General features: G+C 69.7%; 20 protein-coding genes. 12 read left to right on the top strand and 8 right to left on the bottom strand.

What is annotated here, in order from left to right; translation table 11 throughout:
- Positions 1-267: 267 nt before the first annotated feature.
- Entirely contained in the window at positions 268-933 is a 666-nt protein-coding gene (locus ABD830_RS16495; RefSeq protein ID WP_344987952.1) for a DUF4097 family beta strand repeat-containing protein, read from the top strand.
- Positions 934-1,031: 98 nt separating this feature from the next.
- Here ABD830_RS16495 and ABD830_RS16500 read toward each other — a convergent pair whose 3' ends face one another.
- Positions 1,032-1,265 (bottom strand): hypothetical protein, encoded by a 234-nt coding sequence (locus tag ABD830_RS16500; protein ID WP_344988728.1) that lies wholly within the window; start codon positions 1,263-1,265, stop codon positions 1,032-1,034.
- On the opposite strand from ABD830_RS16500, the gene ABD830_RS16505 reads away from it, so the two are divergent.
- The 3 genes from ABD830_RS16505 to ABD830_RS16515 are packed head-to-tail and all read left to right on the top strand — an operon-like array spanning position 1,177 to position 3,033.
- The gene (locus ABD830_RS16505) at positions 1,177-2,187 is read left to right on the top strand and encodes an ABC transporter substrate-binding protein (RefSeq protein WP_344987954.1); all 1,011 of its coding nucleotides are present in this window, start codon (positions 1,177-1,179) and stop codon (positions 2,185-2,187) included. The genes ABD830_RS16500 and ABD830_RS16505 overlap by 89 nt on opposite strands.
- A 59-nt stretch (positions 2,188-2,246) precedes the next feature.
- On the top strand, positions 2,247-2,402 hold the full coding sequence (locus ABD830_RS16510) for a hypothetical protein (protein WP_344987956.1): 156 nt from the start codon (positions 2,247-2,249) through the stop codon (positions 2,400-2,402).
- A 10-nt stretch (positions 2,403-2,412) separates the two neighbouring features.
- Positions 2,413-3,033, top strand: a complete 621-nt coding sequence (locus ABD830_RS16515) for an L-threonylcarbamoyladenylate synthase (RefSeq protein WP_138714148.1) — start codon at positions 2,413-2,415, stop codon at positions 3,031-3,033.
- A gap of 88 nt (positions 3,034-3,121) precedes the next feature.
- Here the strand turns inward: ABD830_RS16515 and ABD830_RS16520 are convergent, their stop codons facing one another.
- The 3 genes from ABD830_RS16520 to ABD830_RS16530 form a co-directional block, all read right to left on the bottom strand.
- Positions 3,122-3,346, bottom strand: coding sequence for a hypothetical protein (locus ABD830_RS16520; RefSeq protein ID WP_344987960.1), 225 nt, complete (start codon positions 3,344-3,346; stop codon positions 3,122-3,124).
- Positions 3,347-3,500: 154 nt separating this feature from the next.
- Positions 3,501-6,155 carry a rifamycin-inactivating phosphotransferase gene (gene rph / locus ABD830_RS16525; protein ID WP_344987962.1) on the bottom strand — a complete coding sequence of 885 codons (2,655 nt, stop codon included), beginning with the start codon at positions 6,153-6,155 and terminating at the stop codon, positions 3,501-3,503.
- Positions 6,156-6,186: 31 nt separating this feature from the next.
- Complete coding sequence (locus tag ABD830_RS16530; RefSeq protein WP_344987964.1) at positions 6,187-6,909, bottom strand: TioE family transcriptional regulator; 723 nt, start codon at positions 6,907-6,909, stop codon at positions 6,187-6,189.
- A 42-nt stretch (positions 6,910-6,951) separates the two neighbouring features.
- Between ABD830_RS16530 and ABD830_RS16535 the strand changes: the two genes are divergently transcribed.
- From ABD830_RS16535 to ABD830_RS16545, 3 genes are all read left to right on the top strand, one after another.
- Entirely contained in the window at positions 6,952-8,166 is a 1,215-nt protein-coding gene (locus ABD830_RS16535; protein ID WP_344987966.1) for an erythromycin esterase family protein, read from the top strand.
- A 586-nt stretch (positions 8,167-8,752) separates the two neighbouring features.
- Positions 8,753-9,784 (top strand): aminotransferase class V-fold PLP-dependent enzyme, encoded by a 1,032-nt coding sequence (locus tag ABD830_RS16540; protein WP_344987967.1) that lies wholly within the window; start codon positions 8,753-8,755, stop codon positions 9,782-9,784.
- A 236-nt stretch (positions 9,785-10,020) separates the two neighbouring features.
- Positions 10,021-11,841 (top strand): rhamnogalacturonan lyase, encoded by a 1,821-nt coding sequence (locus tag ABD830_RS16545; RefSeq protein WP_378520841.1) that lies wholly within the window; start codon positions 10,021-10,023, stop codon positions 11,839-11,841.
- Between the two features lie 415 nt (positions 11,842-12,256).
- Here ABD830_RS16545 and ABD830_RS16550 read toward each other — a convergent pair whose 3' ends face one another.
- Complete coding sequence (locus tag ABD830_RS16550; protein WP_344987969.1) at positions 12,257-12,979, bottom strand: hypothetical protein; 723 nt, start codon at positions 12,977-12,979, stop codon at positions 12,257-12,259.
- A gap of 493 nt (positions 12,980-13,472) precedes the next feature.
- Here ABD830_RS16550 and ABD830_RS16555 point away from each other — a divergent pair, with 493 nt between their 5' ends.
- Together ABD830_RS16555 and ABD830_RS16560 are read left to right on the top strand one after the other, a co-directional pair.
- A complete protein-coding gene (locus ABD830_RS16555; RefSeq protein ID WP_344987971.1) occupies positions 13,473-14,000 on the top strand; it encodes a hypothetical protein in 528 nt (175 codons plus the stop codon).
- A 130-nt stretch (positions 14,001-14,130) separates the two neighbouring features.
- On the top strand, positions 14,131-14,586 hold the full coding sequence (locus ABD830_RS16560) for a hypothetical protein (RefSeq protein WP_344987973.1): 456 nt from the start codon (positions 14,131-14,133) through the stop codon (positions 14,584-14,586).
- A 36-nt stretch (positions 14,587-14,622) separates the two neighbouring features.
- Here ABD830_RS16560 and ABD830_RS16565 read toward each other — a convergent pair whose 3' ends face one another.
- On the bottom strand, positions 14,623-15,222 hold the full coding sequence (locus ABD830_RS16565; RefSeq protein ID WP_344987975.1) for a hypothetical protein: 600 nt from the start codon (positions 15,220-15,222) through the stop codon (positions 14,623-14,625).
- A 193-nt stretch (positions 15,223-15,415) separates the two neighbouring features.
- Positions 15,416-17,563, bottom strand: coding sequence for a fibronectin type III domain-containing protein (locus tag ABD830_RS16570; RefSeq protein ID WP_344987977.1), 2,148 nt, complete (start codon positions 17,561-17,563; stop codon positions 15,416-15,418).
- 231 nt (positions 17,564-17,794) lie between these two features.
- Between ABD830_RS16570 and ABD830_RS16575 the strand changes: the two genes are divergently transcribed.
- Together ABD830_RS16575 and ABD830_RS16580 are read left to right on the top strand one after the other, a co-directional pair.
- Positions 17,795-18,553 carry a beta-phosphoglucomutase family hydrolase gene (locus ABD830_RS16575; protein ID WP_344987979.1) on the top strand — a complete coding sequence of 253 codons (759 nt, stop codon included), beginning with the start codon at positions 17,795-17,797 and terminating at the stop codon, positions 18,551-18,553.
- Positions 18,550-20,904, top strand: coding sequence for a glycoside hydrolase family 65 protein (locus tag ABD830_RS16580; RefSeq protein WP_344987981.1), 2,355 nt, complete (start codon positions 18,550-18,552; stop codon positions 20,902-20,904). Before ABD830_RS16575 ends, ABD830_RS16580 begins: the two co-directional genes overlap by 4 nt.
- Here ABD830_RS16580 and ABD830_RS54240 read toward each other — a convergent pair.
- Positions 20,899-21,477 (bottom strand): SRPBCC family protein, encoded by a 579-nt coding sequence (locus tag ABD830_RS54240; protein WP_378520842.1) that lies wholly within the window; start codon positions 21,475-21,477, stop codon positions 20,899-20,901. The two genes, ABD830_RS16580 and ABD830_RS54240, sit on opposite strands and share 6 nt — an antisense overlap.
- Positions 21,478-21,528: 51 nt before the next feature.
- On the opposite strand from ABD830_RS54240, the gene ABD830_RS54245 reads away from it, so the two are divergent.
- Complete coding sequence (locus ABD830_RS54245) at positions 21,529-21,696, top strand: hypothetical protein (protein ID WP_378520843.1); 168 nt, start codon at positions 21,529-21,531, stop codon at positions 21,694-21,696.
- Positions 21,697-21,736: the final 40 nt, after the last annotated feature.

Raw genomic sequence — 21,736 nt, forward strand, 5'->3', positions numbered from 1 at the left:
TTGACGCCGGCTGTGCGGCCTCTCCTGCCTGCGCTTCGGACGGCCAGAGGATAGGAGCGGCCCACGACGCGGGATTGCGGCGCCGATCGCCAAGATCGAGCGATCCCCCGCAGTGGCATTGGAAATGCTCACCAGGTGGGGTCATCCCCGGCCGGCGACTTCCCGCCGTATGTCAGCGGCGACGTCAGGGCGGCGACGGCCCGGTATCAGAGCGGTCGGCGATGGTGGAGGACATACAGCGAAACAACGCAGCACAAGGAGCCCATCATGCAGAAGTTCGACACCCCCGCCGCCATCTCCGCTGTCCTGGACATCCCCGCCGGACGCGTCCGCTTCGTCGCCGCGGACCGGGTGGACACCGTGGTCGAGGTCCTGCCCGCGAACGCCGCAAAGAGTCGTGATGTGAAGGCGGCGGAGCAGACCACGGTCGCATACGCCGACGGCGTCCTGCGGATCGAGACGGCAGCGGAGAAGAACCAGTACTTCGGCCCGTCCGGGTCCATCGAGGTGACGGTCCAGCTGCCCGCCGGCTCCCGCGTCGAGGCCAAGGCGGCCAGCGCCGAACTGCGGACCGTCGGCCACCTTGGCGATGTCGTCTTCGACGGCGCGTACAGCCAGATCACGATCGAGGAGGCGGCGAGCCTCCGCCTCACCGCGGTCGACGGCGACGTCGAGATCGGCCGGCTGGGCGGCCCCGCGGAGATCAGCACCGCACGGGGCGACATCCGGATCGCCGAGGCCGTGGGCGGCAAGGTTGTGCTCAGCACCCAGTCCGGCGACATCTCGATCGCCGCGGCCGCCGGGGTCTCGGCCGCCCTGGACGCCGGCACCAGCCACGGCCGCATCGCCAACGCCCTCAAGAACAACGGCACCACCGAACTCGACATCCACGCCACCACCTCCAACGGCGACATCACCGCCCGCAGCCTGTGACCCCCAGCTTCAAGGACTGTGGTCATGGCGCACTATCCAACGGATATGCCTCTTGTACAGAGGTCTCAGGCTGATGGGCCGGACCTGAGCTCTGCCCATCACTGCAGGCCAGAGGCATATCTCGTGGAGTCCGCCACCCCGAAGGAGGTGTACGGCAGCTTGGTGAGCTGACTGAGGATCCAGTCGCGATTCCCGCCGGCACCCACCTCGCTGTAGGAGGCGGCCCCTCCGCAGCTGGCGGCCTTGAGCACGCCGGCCTGCATCAGCGCCCCGCCGACCGATACCAGAAGCGCGCTGACCCGGCTGATCTCAGGTGGGTCCGACGTCGTCATCGGCCCGACCACTTCGTCGATGTCGCTCGAGCTGATCGACCAGGTCAAAAGCGCCGGCGTGGTGCAGATCTCACCCACAGCCACCGATGACCAGCTCACTGACGTCGACGACGGCGGCCTGTACTTCCGCATGGTGGCACCGGATTCCGTCCAGGGCGACGTCCTCGGAGGTCTTATCGCGGCAGACGGCAGCCGGCGGGTGGGCGTGCTGGCGGTGGACGACGCCTACGGAAGCGGGCTGAGCGGGCGCATTCGCAGGTCGCTGGGGAACCGTGGCCTCACCCATGTTCATGCCGAGACCTACGACGTCTTTGACGCGAGCTACGCCACCGAGGTGGGGAAGATCAAGGCCTGGGCCCCGGACGCGATCGTGGTGGTCGGCCGCGGTGAGACGGCCGCGATCGCGCGAGAGCTGGTGCGGCAGGGGCTGGGCGTCGACCGGCACAGGTGGTACTTCGTGGACGGCAACCTGTCCTTCTACGGGACCACCGGCAGCAGCGGCCTCCCGCGGGGCACCCTCACCGGGGTCAAGGCAACCCTGGCGGGAGCCGAGGTCACCGACGCCTTTCGGCGGCGGCTGGCATCCTTCGACCCGGGGGTGACGGATTTCAAGTACGCGCCGGAGGCCTACGACGCGACGATCGTCGCCGCGCCGGCCGCTCTCGCCGCAGGGCGCGACGATCCGAAAAGCATCGCTCGCGCCATGGCGGACGTGACCAGGGGCGGCGAGCGGTGCACCGACTTCCGCACGTGCGCCCGGCTTCTGGCCTCGGCCAAGGACATCAACTACGACGGGGCAAGCGGCCCCATCGATCTCACCGACAAGGGTGACCCAGCGAAGGCACCGATCGGGATTTACCAGTACAAGGATGACAACACGTACATCAGCGTCTCCAACGAGATCGCCGAACTGCTGACCTGAAGTCCCCACCTTCCCTGGGCAAGCCACATGGCACCGAGATCCACGCGTCACTGCGGCACTTGAGCAGCAAGCGAACGGCCAGTGGCGTCAGCGAGCGGTCGGGGTTCGGGTTGCCGCCACTGGCCGTTCCGATGCGGGTGCCCTGCGCAACGCTGCCGGACGGCGAGACCGTACTGACCTGGGGCCGCCTGTGCCGCCATGAGGCCGAGCCCTAAGATCCGAGGCGTGGCCAGATACTTCGATCTTCATCCGGACAATCCCCAGCCTCGCTTGATCAGCCAGATCGCCGAGATCCTGCGGGCCGACGGGCTCATCGCCTACCCCACCGACTCGTGCTATGCCCTCGGATGCCGACCGGGCAACAAGGAGGGCCTGGACCGGATCAGGGAGATCCGGGGCCTTGGCAGCGACCACCACTTCACCCTGGTATGCCGTGACTTCGCCCAATTCGGCCAGTTCGTGCATCTGAGCAATGCGCTGTTCCGCCAGGTCAAGGCGGCGACTCCCGGTGGTTACACGTTCATTCTGCCCGCGACCAAGGAGGTTCCGCGGCGGCTGCTGCATCCCCGGAAGAAGACGGTCGGCGTCCGCATCCCTGATCACGTCGTCACCCAGGCGCTGCTGGCCGAGCTCGGCGAACCGCTGGTGTCCAGCACCCTGCTGCTGCCCGACGAGACCGAACCTTCGACGCAGGGCTGGGAGATCAAGGAGCGGCTCGACCACGTGGTGGACGCGGTCATCGACTCCGGCGAATGCGGCGCCACGCCGACGACCGTCGTCGACTTCTCGCAGGAGGAGCCCGAGATTCTCCGCCGGGGCACGGGAGACACGTCCCTGTTCGAATAGGCGCCCGGCAGTCGTCTCGCCGACCGCCGTCAGCCTCAGAAAGGGATTTTCGGGGCAGGTTCCCTCGGTACGGACGCCTTCGCGGCCGTCAGGAACGCGCCCAGCAGGAACGCCGTCGCCACCAGCAGGGCGGCGCGGTACCCCGCGTGCGAGGCCGCCAGCGCGCACGCCCCACCCCGAGGCCGCCGCCGAGCATGCGTACCGACTGGAACAGTGTCATCGCCCGGCCCATGACCTCCGGCCCGACCGCCGCGAACGCCGACACCTGCACCGCCGTCACCGCCTGGCCGAGCACCAGCCCCACCCCGAACATGGCGCCCGCAGCCCCCACTCCCCCGGCTCGGCCAGGGCGAGCACCGCGACCAGCGCCGCGCCGCCGAGGCCTCCAGCACGTCCTGGTACATGAGCGGGAACACGAAGAGCATGCCCAGCAGGCCCGCCACCGCCAGCGCCCGCATCCGGCCAGGTCAGAGCAGTTCGACGTACCCTTCGGTGCCGTTGAGCCGGATGAGCTGCCCGTCCTCGATGCGCTTCGTGGCGTTCTCCACGCCGACGACCGCGGGCAGGCCGTACTCCCTGGCGACGACCGCGCCGTGGGTCATCACTCCCCCGACCTCCATCACCACTCCCTTGACGGAGACGAACAGCGGCGACCAACTCGGGTCGGTGAAGACCGTGACGAGGATGTCACCCTCTTCGACGGCGGCCTCGTCCATGCTCAGCACGATCCGGGCCCGCCCTTCGACGACGCCCGACGACACCGCGATGCCGGCCAGCGCGCCTTCCGGCAGGGCGCCGGTGTCGTACTCGCCGGAGATGACCTCGCCCTCGGAGGTGATGACGCGCGGCGGCGTGAGCTTCTGATACTCCTCGAACGCCGAACGCCGCTCCTCGACGAGGGCGTGGTCGAGCCGCCCCGTCCGGGCCACCTCCCGGAACTCGTCGAGCGACAGGAAGAACACGTCCTCGGGCTCCTTGACCACTCCCCGCTCGGCGAGCCGGGCGGCCTCGGCGAGCAGTGCCCGCTTGTAGAGCTCGTACCGCTGGAGGAGGGCGTGCTTGGAGTACTCGCGGTAGCCGATGAAGTGGCGGATGAGGCTCATCCGCCGCGCCGCCTTCTTCGCCTTGCGTTCGCCGCCGGGCAGCGCCCTGAGGCGTTCCAGCAGGTCGGCGATCGTGCGCTCGGCCTCGGCGCGGCCCCGCTCCGCCTTGCGGGCGCGCTCGCCGGGCGCGTAGTTCCTGACGTTGCTGAGCAGGAGCGGAACGAGCTGGGTGGGATCCTCGCTCCACCGCGTCCTGGTGATGTCGATGTCGCCCGAGCAATGCATCCCGTACACGCGCAGATAGCGCTCGATCGCGTCGCGGGCCTCGGGACCGCCCTCCAGGCCGTCGAGCCCGGTGAGGAGCGTGTCACGGCCGGCCCGTTCGAGGTGCTCGATCACCGCCGGGTACGGACGGATCGCGTCGGCCACGTCGAGCAGGTCGAGGCCCATGGCGGCCACCACGTTGTGGTCGGCGGACTGGGCGATGGCGTCGGCGGCGTTCTCCACGCCGAGCCAGGCCTTCATGTGCTTGTTGACCCAGTTCACCGCCTGGATGCCGACGAAGGCCGCCGCCACGCTGCGCGGGTCGAACGTGAGCCGGGCCAGCACGTCGTGGTCGTCCAAGATGTACGCGAACAGCTCGTCGCCCGACTTTCCGGCGATGCCCTTCCGCAGCTCCTCGACCGTCCGCTCGTTCTCGGCGATCAGCTCAGGCACGACCTTGGCGTCGTCCTCGCCGGACAGCTTCAGGTACTGGCGGGCCAGCGGCAGCAGCCCGCCCTCGCCGAAGTCCAGCATCGAGGTCTTCCCGTGGGCCAGGTCGCGGACGAAGTCCTTCCTGGCCAGGACCTGGCGCAGGGCGTTGGCCATGAGGACGTCCACCTGGCCGAGGCTCTTGAGCGTGACCGCGCGGGCCCACGGCGAGGACAGCTCGGGCGACACGTCCTTGTAGAAGCGGCCGCCGGACACCGTGCCCGCCGAGCGGCCCAGCCGGTCGTGTAGGAGGGCGAAGACCGACAGGCCGAGGGGCTTGAAGGCGTCGGTCATCATCTGGCGGTGGCCGTACGACATGAAGACGTGGTTCTTGCCGTCGGTCACGGCCGGCACGGGGTAGAGCGTGGTGACGGGGCGGCTCTGGAGGATCTGGAAGTCGCCCTCGACCAGGCCCCACTCGATGTCCTGGGGGCGGCCGAAGTGGCGCTCGATGCTGCGGCCGAGGCGTTCGAGGCGGACGATCTGCTCGTCGGTCAGGGTTTGGACGTGCCGGCGCGCCGGTTCGATCTCCCGCTCCTCGGTGCCGCCGTCCGGGGACGGGCGCAGCTCGACGCTCTGGGTCACGACGTTCCGCGCGATGATCTCGCCCGCGCGCACCCGGTAGTTGTCGGCGTTGGCGACGCCTGACACGAATGCCTCCCCCAGGCCGAACCCGGCGTCGATCGAGACCACGTTCCGGTTGCCCGTCACGGGGTCGGCGGTGAACATGATGCCCGCCGCCTCGGGGAAGACCATCCGCTGCACGACCACGGACACGCGGACCGCCCGGTGGTCGAAGCCGCTCTTGATGCGGTAGGCGACCGCCCTGTCGGTGAACAGCGACGCCCAGCAGCACCGCACGTTCGCGAGCACCGCCTGCGCTCCGCTGACGTTCAGGTACGTGTCCTGCTGCCCGGCGAACGAGCTGGACGGCAGGTCCTCGGCGGTGGCGCTGGAGCGCACGGCCCACGGCCCGTCTCCGAGCTCGTCGAGGTGGCGCAGGATGTCGCCCTCGATCTCGGGCGGCACGGGCAGGGTCTCGACGGCCGTCCTGAGCCGCGTGGCCGCCTCCGCGATCCCGCCGCGGTCGTCCGCCCGCAGCCCGGAGAGCCCGTCGATCAGCCCGGCGACCGTCCCGTCCGACTCCACCACCGCGCGGTAGGCCTCGGTGGTGACGCAGAAGCCCGGTGGCACGCGCGCGCCCTCGACGGCGGTCAGCTCGCCCAGGTTGGCCCCCTTGCCACCGACCAGGGGGAGGAGGGTCTTGTCGATGTCGTGGAAGCCGAGCACGTATGCACCCATGGCGTCATCCCGTCTGCCTGTCATGGCTAATTAATATACAGAGCTGTACTGTATCTTAATCATTCGGCAGGCCTTCGTGGAGGTAGGCGTCAAGAGCGGCGGCTCCGCTCAGCATGGCGCGGCCGCGCGCGGAGAGCCGGGCGTGCCAGTCGCGCAGGGTCGCCTCCAGGGGCGTCAGCCCTCCGGCGGCGCGCACCTGGGCGAGCAGCGGCGCGATCTGCTCCAGCAGGTAGCCGCCGCGCCTGAGCTGGTGGGCCAGCCGGGCGTCCCGCACGTCCGCGGCGGTGTAGACGCGGTAGCCGGTTTGAGGGTCGCGGCGCGGATTGACCAGCCCGGCGGCCTCCCATTTACGCAGGGTGGCGGGCCTGATCCCGAGCTTTCTGGCCAGCGGGCCGATGAAGGTGACGCCGCCCGGCCCCGGCCGTTCGGCGGGCCCGTCCTCGGAGGTCAGGTCGCGGAGCGCCCGCTCGACGGCCAGCAGCGTGCTGCGGTCCTCGAGCAGCTGGGCGTGGCTCTCGTCGATCAGCCGCAGGGCCTGCTCGACGGCGCCGCCGTTGACCTCCTGCATGATCGAGGTGGCCGTCTGATGCCCATGGCCGGGCACCAGGGCGAGGAACGCGCGCAGGGCCCCCGCGTGGGCCGGGGTGTAGGCGCGGTAGCCGCTGGGCGTGCGCGCGGCCGGCGGGAGGATGCCCGCTTCTTCGTAGTTTCGGATCGCCTGGGTGGACAGGCCGTGCTCACGCGCCAGGTCCACGGGTCGGAGTCGCTCACGGGGCATCGGCAAAGTTTACACAGAGAGTTCAACGATACGGTTGAAGGCATGGCTTCCGAGATCCTTGCCGCGGCCCGGCCCTTCGACAGCGCCTCGATCACCGGGCTCCTTCCTGCGCCGCCCCGCCTGCTCGGCCTGGGTGAGCCCCTGCACGGCGAGGAGGCGCTCCCGGCGCAGCGCAACGAGGTCTTCCGTCAGCTCGTCGAGCACGAGGGGTACCGGTCGATCGCGATCGAGAGCGACTGCCTCGCGGGTCTGATCGTCGACGACTACGTCAGGGAGGGTGTGGGGACGCTCGACGACGTCATGCGGCGCGGGTTCAGCCACGGGCTCGGCGGGTCGGCCGCGAACCGGGAGCTCGTGGCGTGGATGCGGGCGTACAACCGCGACCGGCCGGCGTCCGATCGGATCCGGTTCTTCGGCTTCGACGGCCCGCTCGAGATGGCCGGCCCCGGCAGCCCCCGGCAGGCGCTCGCCGGGTTGCACGGCTACCTCGCCGCCCATCTCGACGTCCTGCCCTTCGCCGACCTCGACGGGCTGCTCGGCGCCGACTCCCGGTGGACCGACCCCGCGGCGACCATGGCCCCCGCGCGGTCCGTCGGCCGGTCCGGCGACGCGGTCGCGCTCCGCCTCGTCGCCGACGACCTGGTGGCCCTGCTCATGGCCGAGTCGCCGCGCCTGATCGCCGCGACCTCACGGGAGGCGTGGTGGCGGGCCTCCTTGTACGGGCGCACGGCCACGGGCCTGCTCCGCTACCACGCCGGGATGGCCGACCCGTCGCCGTCCCGCGTCGCGCGCCTCATGAGACTGCGGGACGCGATGATGGCCGAGAACCTCCTGGCCATCGCGCCGCTGTACGGGCCGGCACTGGTTTACGCGCACAACCGCCACCTCCAGCGCGACAGGAGCGCCTGGCGGACGGCCGGCTGGCCGGGCGGCGACCTGCTGCTGGAGTGGTGGAGCGCGGGCGCGATCGTCGCCGCGCACGTGGGCGCCGAGTACGCCTTCATCGCCACGGCGCTCGGCGCGGCGCCCCACCTCGGCATCGCCGCTCCCCCGCCGGACACCCTGGAGGGCGTCCTGTACGCCGCCCTCCCCGAGAACCGCCACCTCATCGACTCCCAGCGCCTGAGCACGGTCATCGCGGACGCCGGACTGGCTCTCCGCACCTCCGCCAACCACGGCTACTTCGCCCTGGACCCCGCCCAGGTGGGCGAGACCGACGGGATCGTGTTCATCAGGGACGTCACCCCGGCGGGGTGACCCCACCGAGCATGGCCGGCGCCGCGCTGCGCGCTCTGGATGGGCGGAGGTACAGGGCGTGCGGGGCGTGCCGGTTGGCCTGCGATCAGAATGGGCCGGTTGTGTGGTGCGCCTGCCGGTACGAGCGCCGCACGGCGGCATGCCGTCGTGCGGCATGCTGTTGGAGACGGTCGACTGTCCGGCCTGCGGCCTGTCGTGTGATCGGGACTGGGCCGCCGCCGAGCGGATCCTCACGCGCGGCCTGCTCGGCCAGCACGCCACCCGTACCCACCGCGCCACCGGAGCCCGCACCACCTCGGTAAGCACGTTGATGACCTCCAGCCGTGTGCCCGACCGGCGCACGGTGCCCGCCCCATTCCTCCCAGGGAAGGGACAGCGTCCGGCGGGCCAGGCACCCCAGGCGACCCACTCACCAGCGGGACGTACAGGGCTTGTATGCGATTCTCAGCACAGGACCGGCTTCCACCGCGTCGCAGCCACCCCGGTACTCGCGCTGGGCGAGTACCGGGACGGCCCGCCACGGCCACGCCCACCCAATTTGCCGAAAATACTCAGGTAAACACAGAAAATCGCAGATGCTGATCACATGGACGCCGCTCGTATGGACATCGCCTCTGCAGGCACGCTCTGGGACGCCGATCCCGGCTGGCTCAACACCGCCTCCTACGGCCTGCCACCGCGCAGCGCCTTCGAGGAGCTCCAAGCCGTCCTGACCGACTGGCGGCACGGCAGCAGCGACTGGAAACCATGGGACGCGTTCGTCGGCCGCTCCCGCGAGGCCTTCGCCCGCCTCGTCGGCGTCTCGGCCGGCGATGTCACCATCAGCTCCACCGTCTCCCAGATCATGTCCACCGTGGCCACGGCGCTGCCGCCGGGCGCGCGGGTCGTGGTGCCGGAGATCGAGTTCACCAGCAACCTGTTCCCGTGGGCGGTGGCCGCCGAGGTCGAGACCGTGCCCGCCGACCGGCTGGCCGACGCGATCGACGGCTCCACCGCCGCCGTCGCCTTCAGCCTCGTCCAGTCCGCCACCGGGTACGTCGCGCCGCTCCGGGACATCGTCGAGGCCGCACGGGCTCATGGCGCGCTCGTCATCGCCGACGGCTCCCAGTCCTGCGGCTGGCTGCCCGTCAGCGTCGAGGGCGTCGACGCGCTGGCCTGCGCCGCGTACAAGTGGCTGATGGCGCCGCGCGGGGCCGCTTTCGGCTATCTGTCGCCCGGCCTGCGCGAGCGCATGCGCCCGCTGGCCGCCAACTGGTACGCGGGGGCCGACGAGGGCGGCTCCTACTACGGCCCGCCGCTGCGGCTGGCGGCGGACGCGCGGGCGTTCGACCTGTCGCCGGCCTGGTTCTCGTACGTCGGCGCCGCCCCGGCCATCGAGCTGCTCAACGAGCTCGGCGTCGAGCGGGTCCGCGACCACAACGTCGGCCTCGCCAACCGGTTCAGGGCCGGACTCGGCCTGGAGCCGTCCGACACCGCCATCGTCTCCGTGGACGCGCCGGGCGAGCGGCTGGCGGCGGCCGGGATCCGGGCGGCCGTACGGGCGGGAAAGGTACGCGCGAGTTTCCACATCTACAACACGGCCGACGACGTCGACCGCGCGCTGGACGCCCTGACCTGACTCCGAGGGCTTGCGGGTGTAAGGAGCGGAGGCTTTAATACCGCGCGGCGCGGGGCAGGGCGCCCCCGCCGCCGACGAGGAGAGTCCCGTGACCGTTCCCGCAGCTCCGGCCCTCACCACGAGAACCCTCCTTTCCGGCGTATCCGTGTTAGCGCTAACCCACGGCCGGAGCCCGCGATGAAAGTTTCGTTTTTTCAGGCATTGGGAAAGCGCTTACCACGAAGGGAGTCAGCAACGTGCGTTTACGACTGGCCGGCATGGTGACGGTTCTCGCCCTGGCGATCGGCGGCGTGCCCGCCCACGCCGCACCGCCCACGAAGCAGATGGAGGACCTTGACCGCGGCCTGGTCAGCGTCCGGTCGGGATCGGGCAACCTCGTGTCCTGGCGGCTGCTCGGCACCGACCCCGACGGCGTGGCCTTCAACGTGTACCGGGGCTCCACCCGGGTCGCCTCCAACCTCACCGCCTCCACCAACTACCTGGACAACGGCGCCGCCGCCGACGCCTCGTACACGGTCAGGGCGGTGGTCGGCGGGACCGAGCAGGCCGCCTCGCCCGCCTCGCTCCGCTTCATCGGCGGCTCCTACCTCGACGTGCCGATCCAGCCGCCGTCGGGCGGCACCACGCCGGACGGCGTCGCGTACACCTACAGCGCCAACGACGCCAGCGTCGGCGACGTGGACGGCGACGGCCGGTACGAGATCGTGCTGAAGTGGGACCCGTCCAACGCCAAGGACAACTCCCAGTCCGGCTACACCGGCAACGTGTACGTGGACGCGTACCGGCTGGACGGCACCCGGCTGTGGCGCATCGACCTGGGCCGGAACATCCGCGCGGGCGCCCACTACACCCAGTTCCAGGTCTACGACTACGACGGCGACGGGCGGGCCGAGGTCGCCATGAAGACCGCCGACGGCACCAGGGACGGCCAGGGCACGGTCATCGGCAACGCCTCGGCCGACTACCGCAATTCGAGCGGGTACGTCCTGTCCGGCCCCGAGTTCCTGACCATGTTCAACGGCCAGACCGGCGCCGCGATGTCCACGGTCACCTACGACCCGCCCCGCGGCACCGTCTCGTCCTGGGGCGACTCGTACGGCAACCGGGTGGACCGGTTCCTGGCCGGGACGGCGTACCTGGACGGTGAGCGCCCCTCGCTGATCATGGCGCGCGGCTACTACACCCGCTCCGTGATCGCGGCCTGGGACTTCCGCAACGGCTCGCTCACCAAGCGCTGGACGTTCGACAGCAACTCGGCGGGCTCGCAGTGGACCGGTCAGGGCAGCCACAGCCTGTCCGTCGGCGACATCGACCAGGACGGCCGGGACGAGATCGTGTACGGCGCCATGGCCGTGAACGACAACGGCACCGGCATGTGGACCACGGGCACCGGGCACGGCGACGCGCAGCACCTGGGCGACTTCGACCCGGCCAGGCCGGGCCTGGAGTACTTCAAGGTGAGCGAGTCCGGCTCGCAGCCCTCCTCGCTCTACATCGACCCGCGCAACGGCCAGATCCTCTGGTCCACCCCCGCCAACGGCGACAACGGCCGCGGCGTGGCCGGCGACATCTCGACCGTCAGGGTGGCGAGCGAGTTCTGGTCCGCCCACGACGAGAACCTGCGCAGCGTCACCGGCAACAACGCCGGCCGCAAGCCGTCCTCGGTGAACTTCCTCATCTGGTGGGACGCCGACCCGCTCCGGGAACTGCTCGACCAGACGAGGATCGACAAGTACGGCACGAGCGCCGACACCCGCCTGCTGACCGCCTCGGGCGTGCACTCCAACAACGGCACCAAGGCCACCCCGTCGCTGTCGGCGGACCTGTTCGGCGACTGGCGCGAGGAGGTCATCTGGCCCACGAGCGACAACCGCGCGCTGCGGATCTACGCCACGACCACGCCGACCGACCGGCGCATCTACACCCTGATGCACGACCCGCTCTACCGGGTGTCGGTCGCCTGGCAGAACACCGCCTACAACCAGCCGCCGCACACGAGCTTCTTCATCGGCGACGGCATGCCCACCCCGCCCCGGCCGAACATCTACGTCCGCTGATCTTCGCTCCAGGTCCACAGGAGCAGCACCCCTCCATCGGAGGTGTCCCATCCACTCGGCGACCGCCTTCGACCGCTCGCGTCCTCGATCAAGAGCGGTCGAGAGCAGGCTCGCGATGCAGTGCCGCATCGCGCGCATGCCGCCCTCGCGGAAGGTGGCCCTCGCGGAAGGTGGCCTCGCGACTCTCCCTTCGGGGCCACCTCAGCGCGTCGGGCGACGTGCCGCGGTGAGCGGCCAGACCGGCGACGGCCTCACTTGCCGACACCACGTCGATCATCCAGCACCGCTTGCGGAGCGCCGGCCAGCGCAAGCACCGCGTAGTTCCGGCTGTTGAGGCGGGCTCGTTGCCAGCGCGGTCGCCGGCGTATGAGAGTGCGCCAACGCGCGCACTGAAGCAGCTCAACGCCTTAAGCAGCTATCGGCCTTTCAGCAACCGCCGAAGTAATGGGTGCCGAGAGCTGTCCAATTGCGCATACGCCTGGCGCGAAGGCGCATGCCAACAGGTAATAGTTCGTTCGTATTTGTCGCCGATGACATCGTCCACCTGGACGCGCATCAATACTTCCGCGACCTTGCTCGCAGCCCTGCTGTTGAGGGAAAATATTTCGAGACCGGTATCCGACGGACCAGATGGCGGGATCGCCGCTCCTTCGCCCAGCGCGAGAATGAAAAAGTCATCGCGGAACCTCAGCCCAGTTCGTTGAATGGCCGCAACCGCATCCCACCATGACACCCAATGCTCACCCGCCGGCACCGCGCCGACGATCTGAACTCGATACACCACGCCAGAGACGATCGCACGACCAGGGCCGCCGTTCTTTATATGGACCGTCCATCTGGAGTTCCTGACATATCTGCTCGGATCGTCATACGCAGTCCAGGTGATTGCCGCAGCCATGGATTTGGATAACTGGACACGCGCGATCATCAGCGCAGCCAGGATGCTCGCCATGGCGGCCGTGCTCGACGAATCGAGAATAACGAACCTCCACGGCCAGGAAGACCTCGCGGTGGCAGGCAGATTGCTCTTCACGACTTCCCAGAGCAGATTGCCCGCCAGCCCTGACAGTATGATTCTCGGAAGAGTCCAAACACGGAAGCTTCGCTTGATCAGCCGCTGAGGACCCATCTGCACCATGGCGTCAGATTAAGCCGCGGCATGGGCCCGCGCCATCAAAGCTTCGCCCGCGCCGGCGGCGCATGACGGAGCCGGACTCAACCTCGCCGGTCCACAGCGGCAGGCCGGCTGTGCCGAGAGTCGAGACTGCCTTGCGGATCGGGGCAGACGCCGCAGCAGTGACAGGTGACCCAGCGGGCCGCATCAAGGCCGGGCGTGTGCGGGCCGTACCCGTCGACCATGGGGCGGTACCCGCGGAGGCGACACCCCAGCATGAGCCGAGGCACCTTGTGGCCCCAGAAACCGCGGTGGACGAGCATGCCGCGCTGGCGGCCGCCCCGCTTGAGGTAGTCGATCGAATGCCGCCGCATGAGCGCATCTCCCAAGGCCGATTACGTGAAATCCAGCGCCGGCGGGTGATCCGAGTGTGACGGCGCCTGCCCGCAACTGCGCGAATCCCCAACAACCAATCCAGACCATCACTAAAGTGATCAAGTCAAAGATCAGGAGCACGATGAACCGAACGAACGGCCTACGGATCGGCCGGTCGGCGCTGGTAGTGGCGCTGGCGGGCGGGCTCGTGCCGGTCGCCGTGGCGCCCGCCGCGTTCGCCGCCCGGAAGGCGACGCTGGGACCGTACGGGTACGGCAACCTGAAGCTCGGCATGAGCGCCACGAACGCGAAGGCGACCGGGAGAATCGTCCGCAAATCAGTGGGTGACCACGCCGGATGCACGGGCTGGGACCTGAAGGAGAACCCGTACCCCAACTACCGGGTGGGGATGTACATCTCCAAGAAGTACGGCCTGACCATGATCGTTTCGCCATCTGACCTCAAGACGCCCCAGGGCATCGGCATCGGGGCCACCAAGGCGCAACTGAAGGCCGCCTATCCCGACCTGCGGCGTGGTCCGGGCGGCTATCCCACCGCCAGCGTGCCGGGCAACAAGAAGGCGCTCTACCTCTTCTACCTGTCCTACAAGACCAACCAGGTCGGCGGGATGTCCCTGATTCTCGCCAAGGGCGACTGCCGCAAGTACTAGGGCCCTGCGGCCTCGGCGAGGTGACTGCCCCGGCGCTGGTCTGCTCCTGGGCGGCAAACAGCTTTCTCCTCCCAGCGCAGGCCCCGGCACAGAGACTCACATCCACAGCGGATGCCTCTCCGACTACGTGATGAAATCTGTAGAGTTGCCCGTCGTGAAACTTGGATGCCTCGTTGCCATCGCATGCGCGGTCGTGGCACCTCTTGTCGGGCTTTTCTTGCTCTTCAGCATTCCGGCTTGGTTGAACGACAGGAAGCTTGCAAACCTGGAGGACCGTTTCCTCGCCTATCCGTTGCCGCCTGACACCGACTTTGCGGATTACAGCGCTGAGGGTTCCATCGCCCTACGAGGAAACGGGAATCACTGCGACTACCAAGTCCGAATCAAGCTGTCCACAACCCTCTCCGAGGAAGAAGTGGTCCGTTATTACGACGCCGCCGGCATCGCTGGAGTCGAAGTCGAAAGGGCCCCCTTGAGGGTCTACTTCGATAGATCCTCGGACAAGGCCGCTGACGGCAACATGAAGCACTTCATCGTGGAGCTGTACGACAGCACGGATGCCGGCCTCGACCTCCGCTGCCACTGAGATACTCCTTAGACCCACGCGCGACGGTGGAACGCTTCAGCCCGCGTTCTCCAGCACCGCGCCGGATGTCTGCGCTCCTCTTCGAAAGGCGAGGGCCAACGCGAGGAGAAACACGCACCCCGCGACGGGCACCCATGACAGGCTGAGCGACGGAATGAAGATCGCCGCGAGCTCCGCCCGATCGAGCACGGTCGCTGCGGCGAGCCTGGACAGCATGGGGCCGGCCAGACCAGAGACGAGCACAAGAGCGGCGAGCCAGGCGATCCGGGCGGCATTGCCCCTTGTGAAAGGTTGCTGATTCATAAAAGTCTTGAGCAGGCCGCTCACCAGCAGGGCAGCCACGCCCGCGCAAAGACCGCTCAGCAAGACGTCTGCGCGCGAGAGCACCTGTTCGGTAACGGTGGAATCCCACATGCTCAGGGACAGCTCTCCCTCGCCGAGTACGGCGCCGGCGGGGAGTTTCACACCGCTCACCCGAAGGTGATCGGCGACTTCCGTCGTGGGTGCGACGCGTATAGTGATATATCCGCGAGCCTGAGTGGCACCGTTGATCGCATACGCGATGCCCCAGATCGCCGCAGCGGCTCCAGCAAACCTGAGCGCGTAGTTGGTCAGGTTGACGAAGATGCGCTCCATGAGTGCCCACCAGACGTGTAGATTGCCGTCATTATCCGTCGCGGCAATCACTGTGCATAGGCGATGGAATTCTTCAGCATCGCACTCTGCAAGCAGGACTGCTTCAGCTGGAGCACACCCCGCTTTACCTACACCTCCCCCGAAGCGGCCCACCCACCTTTGTGCGGATGAGTGGGCCGGTGGGTGCGGGCCGTCAGGCGCAGGTGTAGCCGGACGGAAGCGCGGTGTCGCCGTTCGGGCGGCTCGCCTGGAAGCCGACGTTGGTGATGCTGGCTCCTGGGGCGACGGTGCCGTTGTGGCTGGCGTTCTTGATGGTCACGGTCTGCCCCCTGACGGTGGCGGTGCCGTTCCACGAGCCGGTCAGCGTGTGCCCGGCCGGCAGGGTGAAGGTGACCGTCCATCCGTTGATCGTCGAGGTGCCGGTGTTGGTGATGGTCAGCGGCTGGATGACGTACCCGGTGGACCACTGGGTCTGTACGGTCGGGACGGCCGTGCAGGCGCCGGTGGACGTGCCGGGCTGGGTGGCGACCTGCGCGGTGTTCGAGACCGGCGAGGTGTTGCCCGCGGCGTCGCGCGCCCTGACCTGGTAGCGGTAGGTGGTGCTCGGGGCCAGGCCCGTGTCGCTGAACGAGGTCGCGGCCGAGGTGCCGACCTGGGTGAACGTGCCGCCGCTCGTGCCGGGCGCGCGCAGGATGTCGTAGCCGGCGACGCCGTTGTCGTCCGTCGAGGCCGTCCAGCTGAGGCTCGTGCCCGTCGACGTGGTCCCCGAGGCCGTCAGGCCGGCCGGGGCGGTCGGCGGGGAGGTGTCGCCACCGCCGGTCGTCGTGGTGAAGGTGACCAGGGGCGAGTTGCCGGACAGGTTGCCCGCGCCGTCACGCGCCCGCACGTACACCTGGTACTGGGTGCTCGCGGTCAGCCCGGAGAGGGTGATCGAATTGGTGGCGGACTGGCCGAGTTGCTGGTCGGTGGCGCCCACCTCGCGGTAGACGTTGTAGCCGGCCAGGCCGGAGCCGCCCTGGTCGGTGGCGGCGGCCCAGGTGAGCGTGGCGCCGGTGGTGGTCACGTTGGTCGCGGCCGGGGTGCCCGGCGTGCTCGGCGGGGTGGTGTCGCCGGAGTCGCCGAGGACCGGGGTCTGCCAGTCTCTCCACTGGGACAGGTTGCCGGACGCCTTGGCCGAGATCCTCATCGCGCCGGGAGCGTTGCCCGTCTTCAGCAGGAACTTCTGGATGTTCTGCTGCAACGGGGTCCGCCATTCGGGCCGGTTGGCGCAGTGGTTGCCGTCCTGGATGTCGGACCAGTAGGTGATGTTCTCCCCCGCGCCGAGCGCCTTGTAGATCTCGGCGCCGCCCAGGGCCGCCACGCTCGCGGATTTGGGGCCCAGGTTGGTGATGTGAGGGTTGTCCATGATGAACAGTCCGCGCGGCGCGAACATGCCCACGATCTCGTGCGTGTCCACCGGCAGCCTGGTCGGGCTGCTCGTGAAGGAGCCGAACGCGTCGCCCAGCCACGGCTGCTCCCCGTAGGCGCTGCTCAGGCTCTGGGCGCCTTCCCCGGGGATGCCGCGGAAGATGGGCACACCGGCGCTGCCCGACTCGATCGGCATGGTCAGGGCGATGCGCTGGTCGAAGGCGCCGGTCACGAAGGCGCCCTTGCCGAACCGCGAGCATCCCGTGACGCCGGTCGCGTCCGCTCTGAGGATGCTGCCGTCCGACTGCTCGATGACGTCGATGATCCGGCTCACGCCCCAGCCCCAGGCGAGGAGCAGTCCGGTGCTGCTCGAGGAGCCGTAGATGCTGTAGAAGGCGCCCTGCTTGTTGTTGCGCGGCGTGCCCTCTTTGCCGACCGCGTACGGGTCGTAGTTGATGACGGCGGCGCCGGCGGCTTTGATGGCGGCGGTGTCCGCTCCGAACCCGCCGAAGACGACGACGGCCGGGAAAGGTCCGGAGCCGCTGGGCAGGTCGACGCTCGCCGAGAAGCTCGAACTCTTGCCGTTGTGGCTCACGTTCACGGTGATACCGGTTCTCGAGACCGTCCCTGTGACGCCGGCCGGCTTCCCGGGCTTCTCGCCGTAGACGAACTTCTCCGCCAGTTTCTTGATCTCCTCCCGCCGGCACCGCCACTCGGATCTGGCGGAGATGCGGGTGCCGTCCAGTTTCTTGAAGGGATCGGGAAGCCGGGTATCGGTGGGTAAGGATCCCGCGTCGGGCAGGCCGGTCACGGCGCAGTCGGCACCCTCGTCTTCGACTCCGGCGGCCGCGGCGGCCTTGGTGGACACTCCCGTCACCGCTCCGGCGACCGAGAGCGTCGCCGCTACCGCCAGGGCAACCAAGCGGATGATCACTTGGGCACTCCCTTCTGGATGGGGTGTTGGCGATCAGTCTGGAAAGCCCTTCGAAATGTGTCAACGAAGATCCGAAATGTTTCATAGATCAGTCACATATCCGCCCGCACGAGCTGCGAATACACCCGAATGAGCGCCGAAACTTTCGGGGTCGGGCGTCCCCGGTGAGAAGCATGGGCTGCGGGGTAGTCGCCAGCCAGGCACGGGAACACGTGCCGGATCGGGGGGCTGATGCTCGGGCTGCCTGACGGAGTCCGCGGGTGTCTCTTCGACATGGACGGCGTGCTGACGCGCACCGCGACCGTGCACGCCGCCGCGTGGAAGTCGATGTTCGACGAGTTCCTGCGGCGGTGGGCCGGCCGGACGGGGCAGCCGTTCGTGCCGTTCGACGCCGTCGCCGACTACGACCGCTACGTCGACGGCAAGGAGCGGCTGGACGGCACGAGGAGCTTCCTGCGGTCGAGAGGGATCAGCCTGCCCGAGGGGTCGCCCGGCGATCCGCAGGACGCCATGACCGTGCACGGCCTGAGCAACAGGAAGAACGCGCTCGTCCAGACGGTCATCGACAGGGACGGCGTGGAGACGTTCCCCGGCTCCGTCCGGTACGTGCTGGCCGCCCGGGACGCGGGGCTGCGCAGGGCCGTCGTGTCGTCGAGCGCGAACACCGAGCGGGTCCTGTCGGCCGCCGGCCTCACCGGCCATTTCGAGGCGCGCGTCGACGGTGTGGTGGCCCAGAGGCGGCATCTCGCCGGCAAGCCGGCCCCGGACATGTACCTGGCGGGAGCCGAGGCGCTGGGGCTGAAGCCGTCGGAGGCGGCGGTGTTCGAGGACGCGCTGGCGGGGGTGGCGGCGGGCCGGGCCGGGCGGTTCGCCTTCGTCGTCGGCGTCGACCGGACCGGACAGGCGGACGCGTTGCGCGACCACGGCGCCGACATCGTCGTGAGCGACCTCTCCGAGCTGCTGGACCCGCGCGATGAGGCGGCGCGATGATCCGGCATCCGGCGTTCTGCGTCGAGCCGTGGTCGGTGCGGGAGTGCCGGCTCGACCTGGACGTGCTGGCGCAGACCGAGTCGGTGTTCGCGCTGTCCAACGGGCACGTCGGCCTGCGCGGCAACCTCGAGGAGGGCGAGCCGTACGGGGAGCCGGGCACCTATCTCGGCGGGTTCTACGAGGTGCGGCCGCTGCCGTACGCCGAGACCGCCTACGGCTATCCCGAGTCCGGGCAGACGGTGGTGAACGTCACCAACGGCAAGGTGATCCGGCTGCTGGTCGACGACGAGCCGTTCGACGTGCGGTACGGCACGCTGCACGAGCACGAGCGGGTCCTGGACCTGCGCGCGGGGACGCTGACCCGCAGGGCTCTGTGGAGCTCGCCGACCGGGGGTCAGGTGCGGATCACGTCCACGCGGCTGGTGTCCTTCACCCATCGCGCGGTGGCCGCGATCCGGTACGAGGTCGAGGCCGTGGACGACTCCAGGCACGTGGTCGTGCAGTCGGAGCTCGTCGCCAACGAGACCCGCCAGTACACGAGCGGAGACCCGCGCGTGGCCGCCCCGCTGGAGTCGCCGCTGGTCCTGGAGGAGAACCTGCCGGCCAAGGACGGCGTGGCGATCATGGTCCACCACACCCGGGCCAGCGGCCTGCGGGTGGCCGCCGCCATGTGCCACGAGATCGACGGGCCGGACGGCACCCGGATCGACGCGCAGGGCAGCGCCGACGTCAGCCGGGTGACCGTCGCCACGCGCCTGCCGCCGGGCCGGCGGCTGCGGCTGGTCAAGTTCTTCTCGTACGGCTGGTCGGCCCGGCGTTCCCGGCCCGCCATGCACGACCAGGTGGTCGCGGCGCTGGCGGCCGCCCGGCTGGTCGGCTGGGACGGGTTGTGCTCGGATCAACGGCAGTTCCTCGACGCGTTCTGGGAGAGCGCGGACGTGGAGGTCGAGGGCGACGCCGAGGTGCAGCAGGCCGTACGTTTCGGGATGTTCCACCTGCTGCAGTCGGCCGCGCGCCTGGAGGACCGCCCCATCCCGGCCAAGGGGCTGACCGGCTCGGGCTATGACGGGCATGCCTTCTGGGACACCGAGATCTTCGTGCTGCCTGTGCTCACCTACACCTACCCGCGGGCCGTGGCGGACGCGCTGTCGTGGCGGAGGTCGACCCTGCCGATGGCGGAGGCGCGCGCCACGCAGCTCGGGCTGTCCGGGGCCGCCTTCCCGTGGCGGACGATCCACGGCGAGGAGTGCTCTGGCTACTGGCCCGCCGGGACCGCGGCGTTCCACATCAACGCCGACATCGCCCACGCGGTCACGCACTACGTCGACGCCACCGGTGACACGGCGTTCGAACGCGACACCGGCCTGCCGCTGCTGACCGGGACGGCCCGGCTGTGGTGTGCCCTCGGCCATCACGAGAGCGATGGGCGGTACCGCATCGACGGCGTGACCGGTCCCGACGAGTACAGCGCCGTCGCCGACAACAACGTCTACACCAACCTGATGGCCCAGCAGAACCTGCGTGAGGCGGCCGAGGCGGCCGCCGGCCATCCCGATCTGGCGGCGCGGCTCGGGATCACCGAGGAGGAGATCACGAGGTGGCGGGACGCGGCGAACGCGATGACCGTCTGCTATGACGAGCGGCTGGGCGTCCATCAGCAGAGCGAGGGCTTCACCCGGCACGGAGTCTGGAACTTCGCCGCCACGAAGCCGGACCAGTACCCGCTGCTCCTGCACTTCCCCTACTTCGACCTCTACCGGCGGCAGGTGGTCAAGCAGGCCGACCTCGTGCTGGCGCTGCACCTGCGCGGCGACGCGTTCACGCCCGAGCAGAAGGCCCGCGACTTCGCCTACTACGAGGCGCTGACGGTTCGCGACTCGTCGTTGTCCGCCTGCACCCAGGCAGTGATCGCCGCCGAGGTGGGGCAGCTCGAACTCGCCGGCCGTTACCTCGGCGAGGCGGCCATGATGGACCTGGCGGACCTGGAGCGGAACACCGTCGACGGACTCCACATGGCCTCGCTGGCCGGGGTGTGGATCTCCCTTGTCGCGGGCTTCGGCGGGATGCGCGCCGGCGAGGGCCGGATGTGCTTCGCCCCGAGGCTGCCGCCGGGCGTCACCCGGCTGGGCTTCCGGCTGCGCTACCGCGGCAGTCTGCTGCACGTCGGCGTCACGAGCGAGACGACGAGCTACCGGCTGCTGGAGGGCCCGCCGATCACGTTGACCCATCACGGCGAGCCGTTCCCGCTGCGCACGGAGCCGGTCACCCTGCCGAACCCGCCGGCGCCGGCGCCGCGGCAGCAGATCCACCAGCCACCCGGCCGTGAGCCCGCCTCCCGCCGGCCTTCATGACCGGCCTCCCACCGGCTGGGCGGAGCGCTGCCCGAGCCGGCGCAGCGGCCGGACGCCTTGGGGGCCGCCCTCGGAGAGCGGCGCTTCTCCCGTCTCCATGATCTGCTTGAAGCGGCGCAGATCATCGCGGATCTGCTGCTCCGGGTACTCGCCGAACATCCTGGCCACCGTGGCGCCGACCGCCCGGCCGCGACCGCGGTACTCCAGCGTGACGTGGACCGCCGTACCGCGCCCGGCGGGGCCGTCGGTGAACCTGACCGAACCGCTCGTGGCGACCATGGAGCCGCGCACCGACGCCCAGGCGATCAGCTCGCCGGCCTGCTCGTCCAGGATCTCCGCCTCCCACTCCACGGTCGCCGTCGGGACCCTGGCCCGCCACCGCGAGCGGCGCTCCGCCGTGGCGCCACGGCGGCCGTCGCCGCGACCGCCCTCCGGGGTCTCCGGCCCGGGGCTCTGGAACGGCGCGAGCGGCGCGAGGCTCTCGAACGGCCTGAGCGGCCCGAGCGGCTCGCCACCGCCCTGCCCAGCAGGGCCAGGTCCAGCACGTCGCCCACGACGCGGCTCCAGGTCCACGGCCCGGGCCGGCGGCTGCCCAGCAGCGCCGCCCCGTGCACCAGCTGCCGCGTGCCCACCATGCGCGTCACCGTCCTGGCCAGGCGGGAGTCGTCGACGCCGCTCAGGCGGTTGATGGTGCGCGGCGCGGCCAGCTGCACCGTGCCCAGCGCGAGGCTGACCCAGCCCAGCGCGCGGGCCAGGGTGTCGGATTTCGTGCTCATGCGTCCCCTCACATGACTGCGTGCCGTACGAGCGGCGGACGTCTCCAGGCCATGAA

Source organism: Nonomuraea helvata, assembly GCF_039535785.1.
In the GTDB taxonomy this organism is placed as follows: domain Bacteria; phylum Actinomycetota; class Actinomycetes; order Streptosporangiales; family Streptosporangiaceae; genus Nonomuraea; species Nonomuraea helvata.

Excerpts from the sequence above, each read along its gene's own strand:
- ABD830_RS16495 (WP_344987952.1), top strand. The coding sequence starts at position 268 with ATGCAGAAGTTCGACACCCCCGCCGCCATCTCCGCTGTCCTGGACATC.
- ABD830_RS16500 (WP_344988728.1), bottom strand. The coding sequence starts at position 1,265 with ATGACGACGTCGGACCCACCTGAGATCAGCCGGGTCAGCGCGCTTCTG.
- ABD830_RS16520 (WP_344987960.1), bottom strand. The coding sequence starts at position 3,346 with ATGTTCGGGGTGGGGCTGGTGCTCGGCCAGGCGGTGACGGCGGTGCAG.
- rph (WP_344987962.1), bottom strand. The coding sequence starts at position 6,155 with ATGACAGGCAGACGGGATGACGCCATGGGTGCATACGTGCTCGGCTTC.
- ABD830_RS16530 (WP_344987964.1), bottom strand. The coding sequence starts at position 6,909 with ATGCCCCGTGAGCGACTCCGACCCGTGGACCTGGCGCGTGAGCACGGC.
- ABD830_RS16535 (WP_344987966.1), top strand. The coding sequence starts at position 6,952 with ATGGCTTCCGAGATCCTTGCCGCGGCCCGGCCCTTCGACAGCGCCTCG.
- ABD830_RS16540 (WP_344987967.1), top strand. The coding sequence starts at position 8,753 with ATGGACGCCGCTCGTATGGACATCGCCTCTGCAGGCACGCTCTGGGAC.
- ABD830_RS16550 (WP_344987969.1), bottom strand. The coding sequence starts at position 12,979 with ATGGTGCAGATGGGTCCTCAGCGGCTGATCAAGCGAAGCTTCCGTGTT.
- ABD830_RS16555 (WP_344987971.1), top strand. The coding sequence starts at position 13,473 with ATGAACCGAACGAACGGCCTACGGATCGGCCGGTCGGCGCTGGTAGTG.
- ABD830_RS16560 (WP_344987973.1), top strand. The coding sequence starts at position 14,131 with ATGAAATCTGTAGAGTTGCCCGTCGTGAAACTTGGATGCCTCGTTGCC.
- ABD830_RS16565 (WP_344987975.1), bottom strand. The coding sequence starts at position 15,222 with ATGGAGCGCATCTTCGTCAACCTGACCAACTACGCGCTCAGGTTTGCT.
- ABD830_RS16575 (WP_344987979.1), top strand. The coding sequence starts at position 17,795 with ATGCTCGGGCTGCCTGACGGAGTCCGCGGGTGTCTCTTCGACATGGAC.
- ABD830_RS16580 (WP_344987981.1), top strand. The coding sequence starts at position 18,550 with ATGATCCGGCATCCGGCGTTCTGCGTCGAGCCGTGGTCGGTGCGGGAG.